The following is a 20,743-nucleotide window of genomic DNA, read 5'->3' as shown; positions in this document are numbered from 1 at the left end:
GCCGAACAGGCTGCCGCGTTCACGGATTCGACGGCGTCAGCACCAGCGGTGGCTTCGGCTTGGGTTTTGCGGGCGGCGGGCCCGGCGCCGGCCTCACCTCGATCGGCGGTGGCAGCGGGGCGATCTGCTGGCTCGCGAGCGGCGGGCTTGTGAGTGGAGGACTTGGCGCTGCAGGGGCGGCCAGCGGCGCCTTCGGCGTCGGCGCGGCCTTTGGCTTCGGCGGCGCGCGGCGCGGATCGCGGCCGGGCAACGGCACGTCGGTCAGCGACGGCTCGGGCACCGGATCGGGCGAGACCAGCGTCGGCAGCGCCGCAGTCGCCGGCGGCGGCTCGCCACGCTCGATCGCGTCCAGCCGGCGCGTCTCGCGATCGATCGTGCGCACCGCGAGCCAGGACGACAGCGGCGCGAGATCGACGGTGCGGTTGAGCCTGTCGGGGGGACCCGCCGCGAACAACTGGATCTCCGGCGGCGCGCCCGAAAGTCCGGTCATGATCGGCGTCAGGCTGGCGCGGATGTCGGCCTGGTCGGCGGGAATATCGTAGCCGCCGGAGACGATGGCCCGCGCGTTCTTGGCTTCCAGCGGTGTCGCGCCGACGCGCAGGCGCCCGTCGCGGATCGTGAACGGGATCTGCGCCGAGGCGACCGCGATCGGACCTGCCAACAGCGCGGGTTCGACGAGCTGCCGCAGCCTGTTGTCGTCGGCAACCTGGCCGCCGTCGCTGGCGCGGATGGCGATCTCGAAGGCGCGCGGATTGAGGCCGCTGATTTCCGCGGCCTCGAGCGTCACCGTGCCATTGCCGGCGAGCGCACCGGTCAACGCCGCAACGCTGCGGCCCTGGCTGGTCAGGGCCATCTGCACCGAGGCGCGTCCCTTGGGCAATGCGAGATCGCGGTAGCGCAGCGCCGCCGCATCGACATTGCGCAGCTCGATACGTGCATTCAGCGCAACGCCATTGGCGCCATTGCGCGCGTCGAAACTCGCCGACATCTCACCGCCGCCGACACCGCCCTTGAGCGCGTCGAGCGCGAGCGACTGGCCATCGCTCCGGATCGTGCCGCCGACCGGGCGCAGCTCGATGCCGTCAGGCAACGTGCCGCGCAAGGCCTGGAAGGCGATGCGGCCGCGCCAGCCGCCGAGCAGCCCCGCACTCAGGGGATCACCGGCATCATGTCCGGCGGCGCCGATGGCCATTGCGAACGCGGGCGCAAGATCGAGCGCGTCGAGGCCGATTTCACCATCGACGCTCTTCTCCTGATCGAGCGTCACCGCGAGATGCCCGCGCAGATGCGAGCCGGCCGCACTGCTGTCGAGATCGTCGAAGGTCAGGCGGTTGCCGGAGAGGCCGACGCGCGAGGACAGGTTGACGCTCTGCACTGACTTGTCCGCCGGGCTGGTCCCGAACAGCGGCGCCAGATTGGCATTGCGCACGCGCAAATTCACGCTGGCCTTCGGCTGGAACGAATTGGGGTCCGACAATTCGATGCTGCCTTGCGCATCCGCATCCAGCCCGCCGCCACTGAGCTTTGCGTTCAATTGCAACGGCCGGCGCCAGGCGCCGCTCAACCGGCCCTCGAACTGCGAAGGGCCCTCGCCCACGGCGGCGACGCGATCGAGGCCCAGCAGCGCCAGCAATGCGCCGGCCTTCGGCGTCGAAATTTTCGAGTCCAGCGTGAAGTCGCTGTTGCGCAAGCGGTCGATGTCGATGCCGTTGACCGCCGCGACCGGCGTCTGCCCGGCCAGCGTCGCGGTAGCCTTGAGCTGCGGCGCATCGAGATCGAGCACGGCGCGCGCGTCGTTGCGATCGGCATGGTCGGCGTTCTTGTCGAGGCTGAGGTCGAGCTTCAGCCGCGTCGCGCCGGGCAATGACGGGATGGCGTCGAACCGTGCGCGCACCGAAGGCGCGATCGGCTCGAGCAGCGCGGTGAGCTCGCGCAGCGAATTGGCCGAGGATTTCAGCGCGAGCTTGCCGGTGGCATGAACGCGGTCGAAGCTGCCGCTCGCTTCGGTGGTCACGCCGCTCGCCTGACCAAACCGCAACTGCTCCAGCGACAGCGCCGCGGGGCCGTAGCCGAGTTTCGCCGTGAACGGTCGCAGCTCCTGTCCGGCCGACATCGCGCGGCCGACATCGAGCGCGAGCCTGGCTTCCTCCGGCCATTCGCCCTGCGGCCCCGCGAGCGCGCGCACGAAGCTTGCGGCGGCATCGAGGTCGAGACGGTCGGCCTTGAGCTCGGCGTCGATCCGCGAGCCCTTGCTCGCGCCGGTCTGGACGAAGGCGATGCGGCCCTCCACCGCGCCGCCCTCGATCTCGGCCTTCAGCCTGTCGACGGCGAGATGGTTGGCTGCGATGGTCACGTCGCCGGCAAGGCGCAGCGGCCGCGTGCTGCGACGGTTGATCTCGCTGCGGCCCTGGAGCCAGGCCACCAGCGTATCGGGGTCGGACGACTCGACGCTGAGCCGGCCGCTAAAGCTGTCGGCGCCAGGCGTTGCGCCGTTGAGCGAGAGCTGCGTCATGCCGGGCGCGCGCAGCTCGAGCCGCTGGAAAGTCCAGGACCTTCCGTCGGTCTGAAGCTCCGCCGTGATGTTCTGGAGCGGACGCCCGCCCAGCATGATCTGGTCGGAGTTGAACTCGATCTGCGCCGGTATCGGCGCCTGCGGGATCGCCGCAAGGCCCGCGCGCAGGGCCGGCAGGACGCGCTGCGGCTCGGCATCGTCCTTGCCCGCCAGCTTGTCGGCATCGACCTGGCGCGCCGACAGCACCGCGCGCAGCAGCGGCGAGGCGCCGAACCTGACATCGCCGACACCACCAAACTTGAGCGCATTGTCCTCGGCGCCGAAGCTCGCGTCGATCTGCTCGAATTTGGCGCCGGCCGGATCGGCCTTGAGCTTTGCCGTGAGCTTCCAGGGTGTCGGCCCCGCCGTGCCCGCCTTCTTGACAGGGGGCACAGCGAGCGTCAGTGCGCCGTCGAATTTCGGCAGGCGGTTGTCGAAGGCGAGCACGCCTTCGAGATCGGCCAAGATCGCGCGCTCGCCGGGATCGATGTTGAGGTGGAGACGGGTGGCGCTGCCGTCGGCGCTCGGGCCGGAGGAGACGCGGAACGGATAGCGCACCCCGGTGGCGGTGAAACTGCCGTCGCCGCGGACCGAGCCGGCCAGCGAGCGCACGTCGCCCGAAAAGGTGATGTCGTTCAATTCCAGCGTCGAGCGGCTGGCGGCATCGTGCAGGGCGATGCGGCCGGTGAGGTTCAGCCGTTCGATCGCAAGCGAGGCCAGATTGAAGGTGCCGCTCGCGGTGGACGGCAAATCGACCCGGCCCTTGGCATCCAGGCCGAGATCCACCGCCATGCCGTTGACGGTCAGCTCGGTGGCGCGCCATTCGCCGCGCATCAGCGAGCTCAGGCTGAACTCGACGTCGAGCTTGTCGGCGCGCAGGCGGCCGAGATCGTTGTTGCCGCCGAAGGTCACCGAGCGCAGCCGCAGCGTCGGCGCCGGCAGCAGCCGTGCATCCAGCTCGCCCGCCACCCGCACCGGCACGCCCATGATCGTGCCCGCCTCCGCCTCGAACTGGGGCCTGAACTGGTTCCAGTCGATGAAGTAAGGCCCGATCAGCGCGGTCAGCAGCGCAATGATGAAGGCAATCGCCAATCCGAGCAGCGTCGTCTGCACGGGTCTCCCCTCGGCCAAATCGGCCCGGGCCGAACCTGAGGGCCTCAGGCGCGCCGGAACAGCCCCTTATATAAGGGGAAGTGTGGCGAAGTCACAGCGACTGTTGCGCGCGGAGGTTAACGCTGGCGGCCGTCACCAGCTCGCCGGCAGGCGTTTCAGGCCGCGCAGCACGAACGTCGGGCGCCATTCCGGGTTCTCGACGTCGTCGATGCGCAGATCCGGCAGCCGCCGCAACAGCGTCGCGATGGCGATTTCGGCCTCGATGCGCGCCAATTGGGCGCCCAGGCAGAAATGGATGCCGCCGCCGAACGACAGCGGCTTGACGTTGGGCCTGGTGACGTCGAGCCTGTCGGGGCGATCAGGGTAGACCGCCGGATCGCGGTTGGCCGAGCCGAGCAGGCACAGCACGGTCTCGCCCTTTGGGATGCTCTTGCCGCCGAGATCCGCGATGTCCTCCAGCGCCACGCGTCCGGTCATCTGCACCGAGGAATCGTAGCGCAAGAATTCCTCGATCGCGTTGACCATCAACTCGGGCCGCGCCTTCAGGAGCGCGAGCTGATCCGGATTGCGGTGCAGCGCGAGCAGGCCGTTTCCGATCAGATTGACGGTGGTCTCGTGGCCGGCGCCGAACAGCAGGATGATGTTGGCGGTCAATTCCTCGTTGGTGAGCTTGTGGCCGTCTTCCTCGGCCTGCACCAGCTGGGTGGTGAGATCGTCGCCGGGATTGCGGCGGCGCAGCTCGAACAGCTGCTGGAAATACATCTGCGCCATCATGTTGCCGGCGTTGCCCTTCGCGATCTCTTCCGGCGTGAGGGGCACGGGGTCAAGCAGCCGCCCGCCATCGCGCGAGCTGTTGTAGAAGGTCTCGCGATGATCCTCGGGGATTCCGAGCATGTCGCAGATGATGGTGACCGGCAGGCGGAAGGCGAAATCCTCGATCAGGTCCATGTGGCCGCGCTCGATCACCGCATCGATGGCCTGGTCGACGATCGCCTGGATCCGCGGCCGCATGTCCTCGACGCGACGGGCGGTGAAGGCCTTCACGACGAGGCCGCGCAGGCGGGTGTGGTCGGGCGGATCGGATTGCAGCATCCAGTGGCTCATGCTGCGGAACACCGGCTCGTCCATGATGGCAGGGCTATAGCGGCGCTTGGAGCGCTCGACAAAATCCTTGCCGAAGCGCTTGTCGCGCATCACGAGGCTGACATCGGCGTGGCGGCTGGTGACGAACTGGCCGAACGGCGTCACATGGATCGGCTCGATCGTGCGCAGCCGGTCATAGTGCGGATAGGGATCGCGGATGAAGTCCGGCGACAGCGGGTTGAACAGCGGTCCGCCTGCGGGTTGCACTTGCTCGTTCATGGTGACCTCAATCGGTTGCCGCATGACACGAATACGCCGGCAGCCCCTTGCGCGCGCGGCGTAACCATCCCCAAGATTATAAACTCGATACATTGTTGTATCGAGTTGCATTCTGCCCTAACCTGCGCCGATGTCAAGGCTGAGAACCAGGCCGACCAGGGACCACACACGCGACAAACTGTTCGAGGCGGCCGCGCGCGTGTTCGAGGCGGACGGCATCGGCGGCGCCAGCATCGAGGCGATCGCGGCCGCCGCGGGCTTCACCCGCGGCGCGTTCTATTCCAACTTCAAGAGCAAGGACGAATTGATCATCGCCATGCTCGAGGATCACGTCGAGCAGTCGATCCGGCGCAACCTCGACATCCTCGCGCAGCACGACAATCTCGACGATTTCATCGCGGCGCTGAAGACGATGGATCGCAGCCGGCAAGACCCGCTCGGCCGCTCGCCCCTTCTGCACATGGAGATGATCCTGTTCGTCGCGCGCGCCGAGAAGCGCCGCCCGGAGCTTGCCAAGCGGCTGCGCGCGCGCCGCAAGCTGGTCGCCGACATCGTCGAGGCCACGTTGAAGAGCAACGGCAGGAACGACACGCTGAATCCGCCGTGGATGGCCTCCGTCGTGCTGGCGCTGGAAGACGGCTTTCGCCTGCACCGCCTGATCGATCCGGAGACAACGCCGGCCGACAGTTTTCTGCGCGCGATCACGGATTTGAGGCGCAGGACCGGATTGTCGTCGAACTAGCCTGGATCGCCGATATCAGGTCCACGACCGGACCGTCATCCGACCGGCGTTGAATTCTCCGACAACTCGCCGCCCGCCCCAATCGTGCGTTTTTGAAAACGTGCGCCTGATTGCAGCAGGATCGGACAAGGCATTGCCGCTTCGGGAAATACGCCGGGCCTCCGCGCCGCTAACCGGCTAGGCGCCGAGCGATTGGCGCAGGCGCGTGGGTTAGCAGCAATCTCTCGACAGGGACGGCAATCGCTCTGGCGCAGCCGACGATCCGATTGGCTAAACATCGCAACGTCACATCATGGGGACGGAGACAAACGATGGACAGGAAACGGCTTGCAATCGCGCCACGGCGGAAGGCCGTCTCGACGGCGCTCATGTACGGGCTTTCACTGACCGTGCGTTTCACCTCGCCGACGGCCGATGAGGCGCCGCCACAGATCGCACAAGACGCCAAGGTCTCGACGTCGATCCTGATCGATCGGGGCTGGACCAACAAACCTGCGCTGCCGGTCGCCCTGCGCGGCTGGCCATCGGGCCCGCGAAGCTGCCGCGCAGGATGTGAAGGCCCTGCGCTGCTGTCCTCGCTGCCGAACTGCACCGCGCCGTAAAGGCCCGGCGGTCTCCGTCTCACCTCTTCGCGTCATCATCGCTCGCAACAGGCTCTGCTCGCATCGAGCGGCGGCGATGGCGCGCGTTTCGAACCAACAACCCCAGAACCAAATCCAGGAGTGAACCACATGCGACTGCTCATCATTGGCGCCGGCTTCGCCGGCATGTACGCCGCCCTCTCCGCCGCCCGCCTGCGCGACATTCAGGGGGTCTCACCGGAAGAGCTCGAGATCGCGCTCATCGCACCGGAGCCGACGCTGGTGGTCCGCCCTCGGCTCTATGAGCCGAAGCCGGAAACCCTGACGGCGCCGCTGCTCGGTGTCCTCAAGGCGATCGACGTCGACTACATCCAGGGGAGCGCCGAGACCGTCAACACCGAGGCGCTGACGGTTCAGATCTCGACTCCCAAAGGCACCCGCAAGACCCTGTCCTACGACCGCCTGGTGATCGCCACCGGCAGCCGCCTCTTCCGACCCAACATTCCCGGCCTCGCCGAGCACGGCTTCAGCGTCGACTCGCTCGACGACGCGGTTGCTCTCGACAAGCATCTGCATGGCCTCGCCGACCGGCCGGCCGTCAATGGACGCGACACGGTCGTGGTCGCCGGCGGCGGCTTCACCGGCATCGAGGCGGCGACCGAGCTGCCCGCACGCCTGCGCGCCATCTTCGGACAAAACGCCAGGACGCGCGTGATCATCGTCGAGCGTAACGGCGCAATCGCTCCCGACATGGGCGAAGGCTCCCGCCCGGTCATCGAGCAGGCGCTGCGCAAGCTCGGCGTGGAGACAAGGCTCGGCACCGGCGTTGCCTCGCTCGACAAATCCGGCGTGACGCTGTCGACCGGCGAACACATCGAAACCGAGACGGTGGTCTGGGCAGCCGGCATTCGCGCCGCGCCCCTGACAGCGCAGATTCCCGCCGAGCGCGACAATTTCGGCCGGCTGCTGGTGGACCGCGATCTGCGCGTGCCCGGCATCGCCGGCGTCTTCGCCACCGGCGATGCCGCGCGGGCCGCATGCGACGACGAGGGCAATTACGCGCTGATGTCGTGCCAGCACGCCACGCGGATGGGCGCCTTTGCCGGCAACAACGCGGCCGCCGAACTCCTGCGCGTCCCGACCAGGCCGTATCACCAGAAGGCCTACGTCACGTGCCTTGATCTCGGCGAAGCCGGCGCGCTGTTCACGCGCGGCTGGGAGCGCAAGGTCGAGATGGTCGGCGACGTCGCCAAGAAGACCAAGCAGGAGATCAACACGGTCTGGATCTACCCGCCCCGTGCCGAGCGTGCCGCAGCGCTCGCGTCGGCCGATCCGGAGCGTGTGACGAGCCTCTAGAAGCACGAAACGATCACGGCCGCACCTCCCTGGCTGCGCGGCCTGCTCAACCAAGACCAGCCGGGAGCCCTACCTTGAAACAGGAGACCAACATGAACCTGCACAACACCTCATACCCCGCGACATCGAAGCCGGAAGAGCTCGTTCCATCGCGCTACGCGCTGAAGGTCGGCGAAATCGACGTGCTGGTGGTCAGCGACGGCGTGCTGCCGCTGCCAACCACGATGCTGGCGCACAATGCCGACCCGGCCGTCCGGGCGACCTGGCTGCACGACATGTTCCTCCCGCAGGACGCTTTCGACTGGGCGCTGAATGCGGTCGTGGTCCGCAGCGGCGACAAGACCATCCTGATCGATGCTGGACTGGGGTCAGACCCGGATCTGCACTTGCCGCGCGCCGGCCAGTTGATCAAGCGACTGGAAGCCGCCGGCATCGATCTTTCGTCCGTGACCGATCTGGTGCTGACCCACTTGCACATGGATCACATTGGCGGACTGCTCGTCGACGGGGTGAAGGAGCGGCTGCGCAAAGACCTGCGGATCCACGTGGCGGCCGCCGAGGTCAAATTCTGGGAGGCGCCCGATTTCTCCCACACCGCCATGCCGCCGGGCTTCCCGGACGCGCTTCGGGCGACCGCTAAGCGGTTCGTCAAGGAGTACGGAAGTCAGCTGCGGCAGTTCGATGAGCAGCACGAGGTTGCGCCGGGCGTCGTCGTTCGTCGCACCGGCGGTCACACCCCCGGACACAGCGTGGTTCGCGTGGCATCCGGCGGGGACGGGCTGACATTCGCCGGCGACGCCGTGTTTGCCGTCGGGTTCGATCAACCCGACTGGCACAACGGTTTCGAACACGACCCCGAGGAGGCGGCGCGCGTTCGGGTCGGTCTGTTGCGAGAGATTGCCGCGAGCGGCGAGATGCTGGTGGCAACACACATGCCGTTCCCCTCCGTCGGCCATGTGGCGGTCGCCGGCGACGCCTTCCGCTGGGTGCCGGTCTTCTGGGACTACTGATCGCTCGCTGAGCCAACGTGAGACCAGGGCGCGCATTCATGGCGGGCCCTGGTTTCGATGCGCGAATCGAGTCAGCGCGGCGCGCTGCCGATATCAGATCCGATCGTTGATCAGGACGCCGGACAACGACGGATCGTTCGCATCGGTCGTATCGCCTGCTTTCGTCGCGCTATAGGTCGAGTCCGCAAGCGAGCTTTTCAGCTGCTGGAGAAACTGTTGCAGCAGCTCCGCCGTCGAATTGCCGCTTGACGAGTCGTCCGTGCCGTTGACCGAGGGAGGCTCACCGGATGGCGGTGGCCCGTCCGGCGGCGGTCCACCCGCTCCGTGCGGTCCATGCGAGAGCGCCGCCTTGAAAATTCCTTGCAGCTCGGTGGCCTGCTCGTCCGTCAACTTGCCGGCCGACACTTGCTGCTGGATGAGGCCATTAATCTTCGACGCGAAGGCGTCGGGCGAAGATGTCCCGCCGCCGGATTGATCGCTTGCACCGGTTGACTGCAACGCGGAGCCGATGCTGCTGAGCGCGGCCGACAGCGCCGACTGATCCGACGCATCGATCGTGCCGGAACTGACTTCCGCTTGCAGCTCGTCTTGTAATTGTTGCAACGGTGATGAGCGGTGGTGATTGGAGGAGAGCGCAGAAATCGAGGTCATGGTGGCTTTCCGTGCTTTTGGCGGACCCGAGGTGACGTTGCCCCGAGTCCCATCCAGTCCTGAGTTCGCCCTGGCAGTTGGATTTGCCCGGTTGCGCGGTGGTAGGAACGGGAGCTGGCGCGGAGCATTTGGCAGGGCGCCGCGCCGGTTGCTCGATATTGCCGATCGGCAATTGGAAATATCCAGAAACAAAAATCCGACCAGCCGATCATCAGCTGGGGCTGGGGCTACCCGTTGAAAGGGATGACTGCCGGATTGTACGCGAACGCCCTGGAGCCGACTATGCCGACCGCTTCACCACGTCGCGACCGGCCGGCGTAACATCGAGCCGCCCCAGCATTGCCCTCGCCTGCTCGGCGCAGTGCTCGATCAACCAGCGTTCGAATGCGACCGGCGGCAGCGCGGGCGCGTAGAGGAAGCCCTGGACGACGTCGCAGCCGAGCTCGGCCAGCGTCTTGCGCTGGCCTTCGGTCTCGACGCCTTCGGCGACGACGGTCATGCCGAGGCCCTGTCCGACGCGCACCACGGCGGTGGCAACCGCGAGCGCGCCCGCGTCTCTCTCGATGTCGCGCATGAAACTGCGGTCGATCTTCAGCTCGCGGATCGGCAGATGCGCGAGCCGGCTGAGGCTGGAATAGCCGGTGCCGAAATCGTCCACGGAAAGCCCGACGCCGAGCGCGCGGATCGCGTTCATCGTCTCCAGCGCGGCGACGCTGTCCCGCATGAACGTGCCCTCGGTGATCTCGAGCATCAGCGCATCCGGCGGCAGATCGTATTCGGCGAGGGTGTCCTTGAGCCGCGCCGCCAGCGTGACGTTGCGGAAATTGATCGGCGACAGGTTCACCGACACGCTGGGAATGTTGAGCCCGGCGCGGCGCCAGTCCGCCATCTGCCGGCAGGCCTCACGCACCGACCACAGGCCGATCTGCTCGATCAGGCCGCACTCCTCGGCGAGCGGGATGAACTTCGCCGGCGAGACGTCGCCGAGCACGGCATCATGCCAGCGCGCCAATGCCTCGACGCCATGGACGGCACCGTCGCAACTGCGGATCTGCGGCTGGTAGCTGAGGGTCAGCGCGCCCTCGGCGATGGCGCGGCGCAGCGCGGCGATCAGCGCCAGGCGCTGCTCGGTGAGCCCGTTCATTTCGGCGCTGAAGATGCGATGGGTGGAGCGGCCGGCCTGCTTGGCCATGTACATGGCCGCATCCGCCTGCTGCATCAAGGTGTCGATGTCGGTCGCATGGTCGGGATAGAGGCTGATGCCGATGCTCGCCGACATCTGCAGCTGCCTGGAGCCAAGCCGCAGCGGCGCGGCGAGCGCCTCCGCGACCCCGGCCGCGACGCGCTCGGCGCTCTCGGCATTGCGCTGCGGCAGCAGGATGACGAACTCGTCGCCGCCGAGCCGTCCCAGCATGTCCTCAGGGCCGATCTGCTCGCGCAGGCGCTGCGCGAGCTGGATCAGCAGCTCATCGCCGGCAGCGTGGCCGAACGTGTCGTTGACGTCCTTGAAATGATCGACGTCGAGGAAGGCCAGCGCGACGTGGCTGCCGGTCGGGCAGGCATCGATGGCCGTGGTGATCAGGTGCCGCAGTTGCGCGCGGTTCGGCAGCCCGGTGAGAATGTCGTGATAGGCGAGCCGCGCGATCTCGGCGCGAGCTTCCTTGCGCTCGATCGCGAAGGCGCCGAGGTCGACGCAGGCGTTGACGATGCGGCGGTGCCAGTTGCTCGGCGCGCGCGTTTCACGGAAATAGAAGGCGAAGGTGGCGATGACCCGGCCGTCCTTGGCCTTGATCGGTGTCGACCAGCAGGCGCGCAGGCCCACTTCGAGCGGACGCGTCTTGTAGGGCTGCCAGCGCGGATCGGTGTCGAGATCTTCGGCCAGCACCGGTTCACCGTAGAAGGCCGCGGTGCCGCAGGATCCGACATTCGGACCGATCGCGATGCCGTCCAGCGCACGCGAATAGTCCTCGGGCAGGCTGGGCCCGCCGAGCGGATGGACGAGGCCTGCGGCATCGACGTGAAGCAACGAGCAAACCACGTCAGGCGCGATCTCCTCGACCCTTCGGCACAGCCTGTCGGCGATATCGGTGATCGGAACCTCGTCGGCCAGCGCACTCATGATGAGCTGCTGGAGCGAGCGCAGCTGCCTGGTCTCGGTGATGTCCTCGAGCAGCGCGAAGATGTGCCTGGCACGGCCCTTCTTGTCGCGGAAGACGTCGATACGGGCGCAGACCCAGATCTCCTCGCCGCCCTTGTTGTAGACCAGCGTCTCGATTTCGCCGCGGCGGCCGCCGGTCATCAGGCGCTTGACGAGCTTCGCGACGGCCTTCCGATCGGTGTGGCGGCCGGCGATCAGCGCGCCGGCGCGGCGGCCCTCGGCCTCCTCGCTGGTGTAGCCAAACAGCGTCCCGAAGGTGGAATTGACGTAGACGATGTTCTGGTCCGTGTCGGTGATGAGCACCGCGCGGTTGGTCTGGTCGGAGACGGCGTGGAGAAGCCCGATTCTGACGCGGCGCTCGGCCTCCGCGGTGACGTCACGCGCGAACACGACGTGATGGGTGGCGCCGCCACGCGTGACGGATGAAAGCGAGATGGCCGCCCGGATCCGGGTGCCGTCGCGCCGCACGAGGCTGATCTCGTCGCGGAACTCCGCGACCGGATCGGCCCGAAGGCATTTGAGCGTGAGAAGTTCGGCGTCGCAGCCGAGCACCTCGGCGCGCGCGAGTTTCCAGATCCGCTCTGCACCGGCATTGAAATGCGTGATGCGACGCGCGCTGTCGACGATGACGATACCGCCGTCGGCACATTCGAGCGCAGCCAGCAGCACGTCCGGAATTTCTGTCATGGGACAATCGGCGGCAGACATCGTTGGACCCGGATGCATCGGGAAGATGGCAAGGGGGGCCGAGGCTAGCGCCGCGATGGTGTCCAAGACGTTTTTGCAACCGGGTCGCGTCCGGCCAAGACGCGACATGCTTAACGGCTCGCGAAAGCTGCGAAGGCAATCCGATGCATCGGAACCTATTCGGCCGCGCTTGTGGGCTTGAGCTTGTGCAACCGGCCGGCCACCGCCCGCACCTTGCGTGGAGCGGCCTGCCAGACCGAGAGCGCAGACAGTCCGCTCACGACCATGGCGATGGCGAAGGCGAGCGTGTAGTCGCCGGTGCGATCATAGAGGAAACCCGTGAGCCAGGGACCCGCCGCGCCGCCGGCCAGGGCCGCCAGCATGATCGTTCCAAAAATGCTGCCCTGGTGCCTGCCCTGGAAGATCTCGAACACCACCGCGCCCATGATCGAGGTGAGGCCGTAGCCGAGCGCGCCTTGCGCGAACACCATGACATAGACCAGCCACAGCGACGGCTGGAATTTCAGCGCCATCAGCGCCGCGAAGCAGATCGCAAAGCCTGCGCAGCTGATCGCCCACACCCATTCCCGCCCGATCCGGTCGGAGACGTGGCCGAGCAGGATCTGGCCGGGAATGCCGAGCAGGCTGACGATGCCGAGCGCCCACACCGCGACACCGGGGCTGAAGCCGATGTCGAGCAGGAATTTGGTCTGGTGCACCTGCACCGCGTACCAGATGTACAGGCCGCTGAAATAGCCGAGCGCGATCCACCAGAAGCGCGCGGTCGCAACCGCGCGCTTGAGCGTCCAGTCGGTGCCGACCCAGACGGGATCGACGATGTTGGACACCGGTGTCGCCGCGCCCGCCGCCGGCGTGGCATCGCCGTCCGGCTGGAGGCCGATGTCTTCGGGCCGCTTGTGCAGGAACAGATTGATCGGCGCCAGCACGACGAGGATGAGCAGCCCCATCGCGGTACAGGCGGTGCGCCAGCCGGTCTCTTCGATCATGTGCTGCACCCAGGGCAGCAGCGTCACCGAGCCGATGCCGACGCCGGCAAAGGCAATGCCGATGGCGAAGCCGCGCTTGCGGATGAACCAGTTCGGCAGGAACAGCGACTGGCCGGAATAGCCGAGACACACCGAGCCGGCGCCGACCATGACGCCGATGGTCACGTAGAGATGCCAGGGCGTGCTGGTGAGTGGCGCGAGCAGCAGGCCGCCGCCCATCAGCACGACACCGAGTTCCATCACCGCGCGCGGGCCGGCGCGATCCATCAGGCGGCCGATCAGCGGGCTGACGATGCCCGACACGACGAAGCCGAAGGAGAACGCGCCGGCAGTGACGCCGCGTTCCCAGCCGAATTCGGAGATGATGGGAGGAAAGAACAGCGAAAACGCGGTGCGTGCGTTGACGCCGATCGCCATGGTCACGAAGGTCACCGCGACCACGACCCAGCCGTAGAAGAACGGAAGCCGCATGTTGTGCTTATTTCATCCCTAGATGGTGCTACCGACCATCCAGGGCCGTCTGGGTCAAGCGATTTTCACGAGATGCCCCTTTGGGCCGCGCGCTCAGGCCGCGTTGCGCTGCGAAGGCTGAGCGGTCTCGTCGAATGCGATCTGGTCGACCGGCTGCGGGCGTCCGAACAGATAGCCTTGCGCAAAATTGACGCCGAGCGCCGTCAGCCGCTCGAACTCCTCAGCTGTCTCGACGCCTTCGGCGGTGACCGACATGTCGAGGCCGCGTGCGAGCGTCACGATCGAGGCGATGATCGCGGAGCTGCGCGGCTGATGCGTGAGGTTGCGGATGAAGGACTTGTCGATCTTGATCTTGTCGAACGGGAACGTGGTCAGATAGCTCAGCGACGAATAGCCGGTGCCGAAATCGTCGAGCGCGAGCTCGATGCCGATGTGCTTTAGCCGCTCCATGAAGGCAAGGTTCTCGACGCCGCGTTCCAGCAGCACGGATTCGGTGATCTCGATCTCCAGCCGCTGCGGCGCCAGGCCGGAATCTGCCAGCGCCGCGCAGATCGTCTCGAACAGCTCGGCTTCCTTGAACTGGATCGGCGACAGATTCACGGCAACCATGAGATCGCACGGCCAGGCGGCGGCGTCCGCACAGGCGCGCCGAAGCACGAATTCGCCGAGCGGCACGATCAGCCCGGTTTCCTCGGCAAGCCCGATGAACTGGTCCGGCGGGATCAGGCCGCGGCTCGGATGCCGCCAGCGCACCAGCGCCTCAAAGCCGCGACGGCAACCGCTGGCGACGTCCATAAAGGGCTGATAGTGCACTTCGAGCTGGCACTGCGCGATGGCATCGCGCAAATCGCCTTCCAGCGTATTGCGAGCCTCGAGCTCGGCCGACATCGCCTCGTCGTAGATGGTGAAGCAGTTGCGGCCGGCCGATTTCGAGCGGTAGAGCGCGAGGTCCGCCTTCTTCAGCAGCTGCTCCTGGTCGCTGCCGTGGTCCGGTGCGATCGCGATGCCGATGCTGGTGCCGATCTCGACGCGATGGCCGGGCAGCAGGAACGGTTCGGCGACCAGCTTCGCGATCCGCGCGGCGAGCTCGGTCGCGCAAGTCCGCTGATCGTCGCAAGCCTCCTGGATGATGGCGAACTCGTCGCCGCCGAGCCGCGCCAGCACGTCGGTGGCGCGCAGCGCAGATCTCAGCCGCAGCGCCACCTGGCGCAGCAGCACATCGCCCGCACCGTGGCCGAGCGAGTCGTTGACGTTCTTGAAGCGGTCGAGATCGAGCATCAGGATCGCGAACGGCAGGCCCCGCACGCTCAACTGGCTGTTCATCATGTCGAGCCGGGTCAGGAAGAAGGCGCGGTTCGGCAGCCCGGTCAGGATGTCGGTCTGGGCGAGTTCCAGCACCCGCCGGTTCGCCAGCGAGAGCCGCCGCGAGTTGCGGCTTGCGAGCATCAGATAGGTCGCGAGCGACAGCGTCAGCAGCATGCCGACGACGATGACCGCAACCGCGCGGTCGTAGGCCGTCTCCAGCGAACCGCCGGCCGTCGGCATGGCGCGCACCTGCCAGTCGGTATCCCCGATCTTGAGGCTGCCCGACCAGTGCAGCGCCCGGGCGACGTCCCGCATCGACTGCGGCGACGTGGCGGCCGACGAATAGTCCGGCAGGGTCTGTTCCAGGCTGACGATCTGTCCCGTGAAGGGCGGATAGACGTTCACGCTGACCGCGGGGCTTGCTCCCGTGGTCACGCGAATGGACTGGATCAGCAGCGGCAGGTCGAAGACGCCGACGACGAAGCCCGCCAGATTGCGGCGCCGGTCCGCCACCGCCTCGCGCGAGGTTCCCTTGGCGTAGACGGGAATGGCAACGAGCACGTCGGGCTGCCGGCCGCCCTCCTTCGGTTCGTAGAGGCGCGTGCGAATGGCGGCGACGCGGTCGTTGTCGCGCGCGCGCTCGAGGGCTGCGCGGCGCTCTGGAACGGTCGCGTAATCCATGCCGTAGACCGACGACGTCTTCGGCTGGGTCGAGTAGAACACCGGGAAATATTCATCGGCTTGCGGCGCGGTCGCGAAGGTCTCGCCCTGGAGCGACTTGATGCGATAGCCGGACACGCCGTCCGTGGCCGCGGCGGCCTCGTATTCGGCGCGCTCTTTGCGGTTGACGCGCGGCAGCCAGGAGATGCGTAGCATGCCGGGATGACGTTCGAACAGCCGGGAGCTGAAGGTCTCGAATTCGCTGCGGGTGATTTCCTCGTTGGTCGATTCGAACAGCGTACGCAGCGCGACGAGCCTGGAGATGTACTCGCTCATGCCGTTCTGCATGACGATGGCTTCGGTTTCAGCGGCGTTCTCGAACTCGATCTTGTTGACGCGATTTTCCCATCGCGCCACGGCGGCGGCGCCGACGAGCGAAAACAGAAGACCGACGCCGATTGCGACGAGCGCAGGGCGATAGAGTCCGAGCAGCGGCGCGGCGCGCCACCATCCGGTCATACGTTCTCTATCCTGATCGTTCCGCCCCCGACCGCCCATCTTGATCCGCAAGTCCCCTCGTCGCGGCAACCCACTTCTGGTTGAGCTGCCGGAACGCTATCGGACCAGGATCGCGGTTAAGAACCGCACAATTTCGAAACCGGGTCGTCGCGCATTGCGTGGCTTAGTTAACGATTGGCCTGCAAGCAGGGCCCATTGTGCGAGCAATTTGCCGCTTTTCCCCGGAGTCCTACGGAGCACCGTTACATCAGGGGTTAGCGAGCTGTTCAGGACGACGGGACTATCGTTTCCGGCAGGTATTCCCTTATCCGGCAAGCATCCTCATGACACGATCGCGATCAGCGGCCTGCGTCGCTTTGGCCGTCGCGCTACTCGCCGCGGCCAATCCTGCAGCGAAAGGCGACGAGGTCGGCGTCAGCGACGATACAATCCTGTTCGGCCAGGCCGCCGCGCTCGAAGGCCCCTCCTCCGCGCTCGGACAGCGGATGCGGCAAGGCATCGTCGCGGCATTCACCGAGATCAACGAAAAGGGCGGCGTCCACGGCCGCAGGCTCCAGCTCATCAGCCGCGACGACGGCTACGATCCCGACCGCTCGGTGGCGCAGACGCTGCGGCTGATCGAGGACGACAAGGTGTTCGCGCTGATCGGCGCGGTGGGCACGCCGACCGCGATGGCGACGATACCGATCACCAGCACCAGGAACATCCCCTTCATCGGCCCCTTCACCGGCGCTGAATTCCTGCGCGACCTCGAGCTTGCGAACGTCGTCAACATTCGCGCAAGCTATGGCGCTGAAGCGGAGGCCTGGGTCAAGCACCTCACCGAGGATCGCCACTTCACCCGCATCGGCATCTTCTATCAGGACGATTCCTTCGGACGCGACGGTCTCGCCGGCGTGAAGCGCGCACTCGCCAGGCGCGGCCTCGAGCTCGCCGCCGAAGGCACCTTCGAGCGCAACACCCGCGCGGTCGGCGCGGCCTGGCGCATGATCAAGCGCGCCGAGCCCGAAGCCGTCGTCATGGTCGGGACCTACGGCCCTTGCGCGGAGTTCATCAAGCTCGCGCATCGCAGCGGCTTCCATCCGACCTTCGTCAACATCTCCTTCGTCGGCGCCAATGCGCTCGCCCGAGAGCTCGGCCCCGACGGCGAAGGCGTCATCGTCTCGCAGGTCGTGCCGTTTCCCTGGGATCGCTCGCAAAAGCTCGTCGCCGACTACCAGGCGGCGCAGAACGCGTTCGACCCGACGCTGACACCGGACTTCGTCTCGCTCGAAGGCTATCTCTCCGGCCGCCTCGCGGCCGCGGCGCTGGAGAAGGCCGGGCCGCAGCCGACCCGCGCGAGCCTCCTGCGCGCCATCAACGACGTCGGCCGCTTCGACATCAGCGGCAGCATCGTCACCGTCGGCGCGCGCATGACCGACGCGCCGCTGAAGGTGTTCTTGACCGTGATCCAGAAGGACGGGACGTTCAGGGCGGTGGACCGGCTGTAGGCTAGCCCCGACTAGCGCCACGAAAAAGGTGCGCTCCCTCCCCCCTTGCGGGGGAGGGTTGGGGAGAGGGGCAGCCCAGGAAAAGGTGCTTGTTGCCGACGATGCACCGCTCGGTGCGCGACGGAAAGAATCCCCGTGCGGCACCCCTCTCCCTGCCCCTCCCCCGCAAGGGGGAGAGGGAACGGAGAGAGCTGTGCTGTCGGCTAGTAAGTCTTCAAGGCCGCCGCGTCCAGCGGTCGGCGTTGACGGCGCCTTGCGGGACCTCGCCTTTGACGATCGCTTCGACCTGCCGCACCGTTTCCAGCGACTGGTATTCGATCGCCTGTGGCGTCAGCCCGCCGACATGTGGCGTCGCGATAACGTTGGGAAGCCTCGCCAGCTCCGGGCTCGGCATCTGGTCGGGCGCGCGGCCGACATCCATCGCCGCGCCGGCGATGCGGTTTTCGCGCAGCGCGCGTGCCAGCGCAGCCTCGTCGACGAGATTGCCGCGCGAGAGATTGATGAACACGGCATACTTCTGCATGCGCGCCAGCGCCGCCTCGCCGATCAAATTCTCGGTCTTCTCGTTGGCGATGGCGAGGCAGACGACATAGTCGGAGGCCCCAAGAAGCTCGTCGAGACTGACCTGTCGGATCGCGCTGTCGCTGACATCAGCGAAGGGATCGGAGACCAGCACCTCCATGCGCATCACCTTGGCGATTTCGGCGAGATAGCGCCCGATGCTGCCATAGCCGATGATGCCGATCCGGCTGCCGGCGAGCTGGCGGCCCATCCGCGCCTCGACCTCGCGGCCGGCCTGGTAATCCGCCGTCGCCCGCGAGACGCCGCGGGAGAGATCGACCATGTAGCCGATCGCAAGCTCGGCCACCGCCTGCACGAAGCCGGGACCGGCCCGCGTCACGAGCACGCCGGCTTGCGAGGCCGCATCGACATTGACGTTGCGGATGTCGACGGCACAGCGGACGAAGGCACGCAGGCGCGGCAGTTGCGCAAAGATCTCGCCGCGCCCTTCCGTCATGCGGTCGGCGACGATAATGTCGGCATCTTTCGCCGCACGCACGAGGGTAACCGCGTCCAGCGTATCGTCGCTCTCGTGCAGGATCACCTCGGCGGCTGCCCGCAGGCCGTTCAGGCTGCGGTCGCCGTAGTAATTGCGACGCATCTCCGGCGTATGGGCGAGCAACACTTTCAAGACGAGACTCCCTTAATAGCCGAATGCCCGCGGCAGCGCGGTCGAGAGCCATGGCACGAAGGCTATGACGAGCAGGCAGAGGAACAACAGGCCGAGATAGCCCATGATCGGCTTCACCGTCTGCTCGATCGGCACGTTGCCGATCAGGCAGGCGCCGTAGAGTCCGAGCCCGAGCGGCGGCGCGAACAGGCCGATGCCCATCGCGATGACCAGCACGACGCCGAAATGCAGGGGATCGACACCGAGCTGCACGGCCACCGGCAGCAGCAGCGGCCCGAAGATGATCAACGCGGCCGCGCCTTCCAACACCGAGCCCATCACGATCAGCACCGCGATCGCGAGCAGGATGAACAGCCAGACGCCTGAGGTCTTGGACAGTCCCAGCATGAAATCGCCGACCGCATGCGGCACCTGCTGCAAGGTCAGCGTGAACGCCAGCGACTGCGCCGCGGCGACGATGAACAGCACGAGCCCCGCGCGCGTCGCGCCCTGCACGAAGCTGTGTGCGGCCGACCTAAAGGTGAGCTCGCGGAACACGACGCTGCCGACGACGAGCGCATAGGCCACGGCAAACGCGGAGATCTCCGTCGCCGTCGCAAATCCGCTCTTGAAGCCGAAGAAGATCATGAAGATCAGGCCGAACGAGGCGATGGCGCCGCTCCACAGGCCCGACACCGGCATCTGCGGCGCAACGTCCTCGGTATCCGCCGGCCGCTTGCCGAAGATGATGGACACCGCGATCAGGACCAGCGCCATCAGCGCCGCCGGCAACAGCCCCGCGACGAACAGGCCGCCGATCGACAGGTTCGCGACGAAACCCAGGATGATCAGGTTGATGCAGGGCGGAATGGTCTCCGCCATCACCGCGGATGCGGCAAGCAGCGCCACCGCGCCGCCCGGGTTCTGCTTCGAGCGTCGCGCCGCCGGGATCAGCACCGAGCCGACCGCGGCGACATCCGCCATCTTCGAGCCCGAGATGCCGGAGAACAGCACCATCGAGGCCACCATCACGACATTCAGGCCGCCGCGCATACGGCCGACGCCGCGCTGTAGCAACTCGATCAGCCGCACCGACATGCCGTTGGCTTCCATGAGGTAGCCGACGAGGATGAAGAAGGGAATCGCGAGCAGCACGAAATTGTCGATGCCGCGCGCCATCTGCTGGGCGAAGATCACGCCGGGCAGCGCGCCTTCGACCCAGATGAAGATCAGCGCGGCCAGCGCCAGCGCAAAGCCGATCGGCAATCCGCCGAACAGGGTTGCGAAGAAGCCGATAAACATCAGCGTGCCCGCCGACGGCACCGTGGACGGCGACAGATAATCCCAGGCGAGATAGAGGCCGCTGACGATGACGACGGCAACGAGGCCCCTGACGATGTCGGGCAGCGGCCGCGCGCAGAGCTGGTCGATCGCGAACACCGTCATGAACAGCGCGCCGATGCCCATCGGGTAGAAGGTCAGCTCCAGCGGCAGGCCGGACCCGGTGGTCTGGCCTGAAGTCAACGATCCCAGCTTGATGGCGTTGTAGGCGACATAGCCGGAGATCAGCACGACCAGAAGCGCACTCGCGGCATCGACCAGCGTGCGCAGCCGCACCGGCAGCAGATCGCGGAAGAAGGACACGCCGACATTCTCGCCACGCGCGAGCGCGCTCGCTGCGCCGAAGAAGGCCGAGCCGACCATCAGGCCGCGCGCGACGTCGTCAGACCATTCGACCGGCGCATTGAAGCAGAAGCGCAGCAGCACCGACGCGCAGACGACCACGAGATCGGCGGCCAGGAGGATGGCCGCAATCGCGTCGCTGAGGCGAAGCAGCAGCGTAATGCTCCCGTGGCGGCCGCCCGAGAGGGGCACGGCGGCTGTCAACGCCATCTCAGACTTGGTCATC

Annotated in this window: 13 protein-coding genes; 5 read left to right on the top strand and 8 right to left on the bottom strand. The window is 66.8% G+C overall.

The features are described from left to right. Window positions 1-19 precede the first annotated feature (19 nt). A complete protein-coding gene (locus AB7G19_RS10010; protein ID WP_135214119.1) occupies window positions 20-3,664 on the bottom strand; it encodes an AsmA family protein in 3,645 nt (1,214 codons plus the stop codon). 132 nt (window positions 3,665-3,796) lie between these two features. After that, complete coding sequence (locus tag AB7G19_RS10005) at window positions 3,797-5,026, bottom strand: cytochrome P450 (protein WP_085399745.1); 1,230 nt, start codon at window positions 5,024-5,026, stop codon at window positions 3,797-3,799. Between the two features lie 130 nt (window positions 5,027-5,156). Between AB7G19_RS10005 and AB7G19_RS10000 the strand changes: the two genes are divergently transcribed. The 4 genes from AB7G19_RS10000 to AB7G19_RS09985 all read left to right on the top strand — a co-directional run bounded on the left by AB7G19_RS10000 (window position 5,157) and on the right by AB7G19_RS09985 (window position 8,715). Beyond that, on the top strand, window positions 5,157-5,768 hold the full coding sequence (locus AB7G19_RS10000) for a TetR/AcrR family transcriptional regulator (protein WP_085399746.1): 612 nt from the start codon (window positions 5,157-5,159) through the stop codon (window positions 5,766-5,768). A 311-nt stretch (window positions 5,769-6,079) separates the two neighbouring features. Beyond that, a complete protein-coding gene (locus tag AB7G19_RS09995; RefSeq protein WP_071910478.1) occupies window positions 6,080-6,370 on the top strand; it encodes a hypothetical protein in 291 nt (96 codons plus the stop codon). A 129-nt stretch (window positions 6,371-6,499) separates the two neighbouring features. After that, window positions 6,500-7,705, top strand: coding sequence for an NAD(P)/FAD-dependent oxidoreductase (locus tag AB7G19_RS09990; RefSeq protein ID WP_135214118.1), 1,206 nt, complete (start codon window positions 6,500-6,502; stop codon window positions 7,703-7,705). 92 nt (window positions 7,706-7,797) lie between these two features. Further along, window positions 7,798-8,715 carry an MBL fold metallo-hydrolase gene (locus AB7G19_RS09985; RefSeq protein WP_041953298.1) on the top strand — a complete coding sequence of 306 codons (918 nt, stop codon included), beginning with the start codon at window positions 7,798-7,800 and terminating at the stop codon, window positions 8,713-8,715. A 93-nt stretch (window positions 8,716-8,808) separates the two neighbouring features. Here AB7G19_RS09985 and AB7G19_RS09980 read toward each other — a convergent pair whose 3' ends face one another. The 4 genes from AB7G19_RS09980 to AB7G19_RS09965 all read right to left on the bottom strand — a co-directional run bounded on the left by AB7G19_RS09980 (window position 8,809) and on the right by AB7G19_RS09965 (window position 16,173). Continuing rightward, complete coding sequence (locus AB7G19_RS09980) at window positions 8,809-9,366, bottom strand: hypothetical protein (RefSeq protein WP_085399748.1); 558 nt, start codon at window positions 9,364-9,366, stop codon at window positions 8,809-8,811. Between the two features lie 280 nt (window positions 9,367-9,646). Continuing rightward, entirely contained in the window at window positions 9,647-12,232 is a 2,586-nt protein-coding gene (locus tag AB7G19_RS09975) for an EAL domain-containing protein (RefSeq protein ID WP_085399753.1), read from the bottom strand. A 155-nt stretch (window positions 12,233-12,387) separates the two neighbouring features. Next, window positions 12,388-13,689, bottom strand: a complete 1,302-nt coding sequence (locus tag AB7G19_RS09970) for an MFS transporter (RefSeq protein ID WP_085399749.1) — start codon at window positions 13,687-13,689, stop codon at window positions 12,388-12,390. Between the two features lie 93 nt (window positions 13,690-13,782). Then, the gene (locus AB7G19_RS09965; protein WP_085399750.1) at window positions 13,783-16,173 is read right to left on the bottom strand and encodes a bifunctional diguanylate cyclase/phosphodiesterase; all 2,391 of its coding nucleotides are present in this window, start codon (window positions 16,171-16,173) and stop codon (window positions 13,783-13,785) included. A 323-nt stretch (window positions 16,174-16,496) separates the two neighbouring features. Between AB7G19_RS09965 and AB7G19_RS09960 the strand changes: the two genes are divergently transcribed. Further along, window positions 16,497-17,663: an ABC transporter substrate-binding protein gene (locus tag AB7G19_RS09960; RefSeq protein WP_085399751.1), complete on the top strand. Its 1,167-nt coding sequence runs from the start codon at window positions 16,497-16,499 to the stop codon at window positions 17,661-17,663. A gap of 214 nt (window positions 17,664-17,877) precedes the next feature. Here the strand turns inward: AB7G19_RS09960 and AB7G19_RS09955 are convergent, their stop codons facing one another. Both AB7G19_RS09955 and AB7G19_RS09950 read right to left on the bottom strand, forming a co-directional pair. Continuing rightward, entirely contained in the window at window positions 17,878-18,855 is a 978-nt protein-coding gene (locus tag AB7G19_RS09955) for a hydroxyacid dehydrogenase (RefSeq protein WP_085399490.1), read from the bottom strand. A gap of 12 nt (window positions 18,856-18,867) precedes the next feature. Further along, window positions 18,868-20,742 carry a TRAP transporter large permease gene (locus AB7G19_RS09950; RefSeq protein ID WP_224517443.1) on the bottom strand — a complete coding sequence of 625 codons (1,875 nt, stop codon included), beginning with the start codon at window positions 20,740-20,742 and terminating at the stop codon, window positions 18,868-18,870. Window position 20,743 lies beyond the last annotated feature (1 nt).

This window comes from Bradyrhizobium sp. 215_C5_N1_1, from assembly GCF_052075935.1.
Classification (GTDB): domain Bacteria; phylum Pseudomonadota; class Alphaproteobacteria; order Rhizobiales; family Xanthobacteraceae; genus Bradyrhizobium; species Bradyrhizobium barranii.
This window is presented reverse-complemented; position numbering and strand designations above follow the sequence as displayed.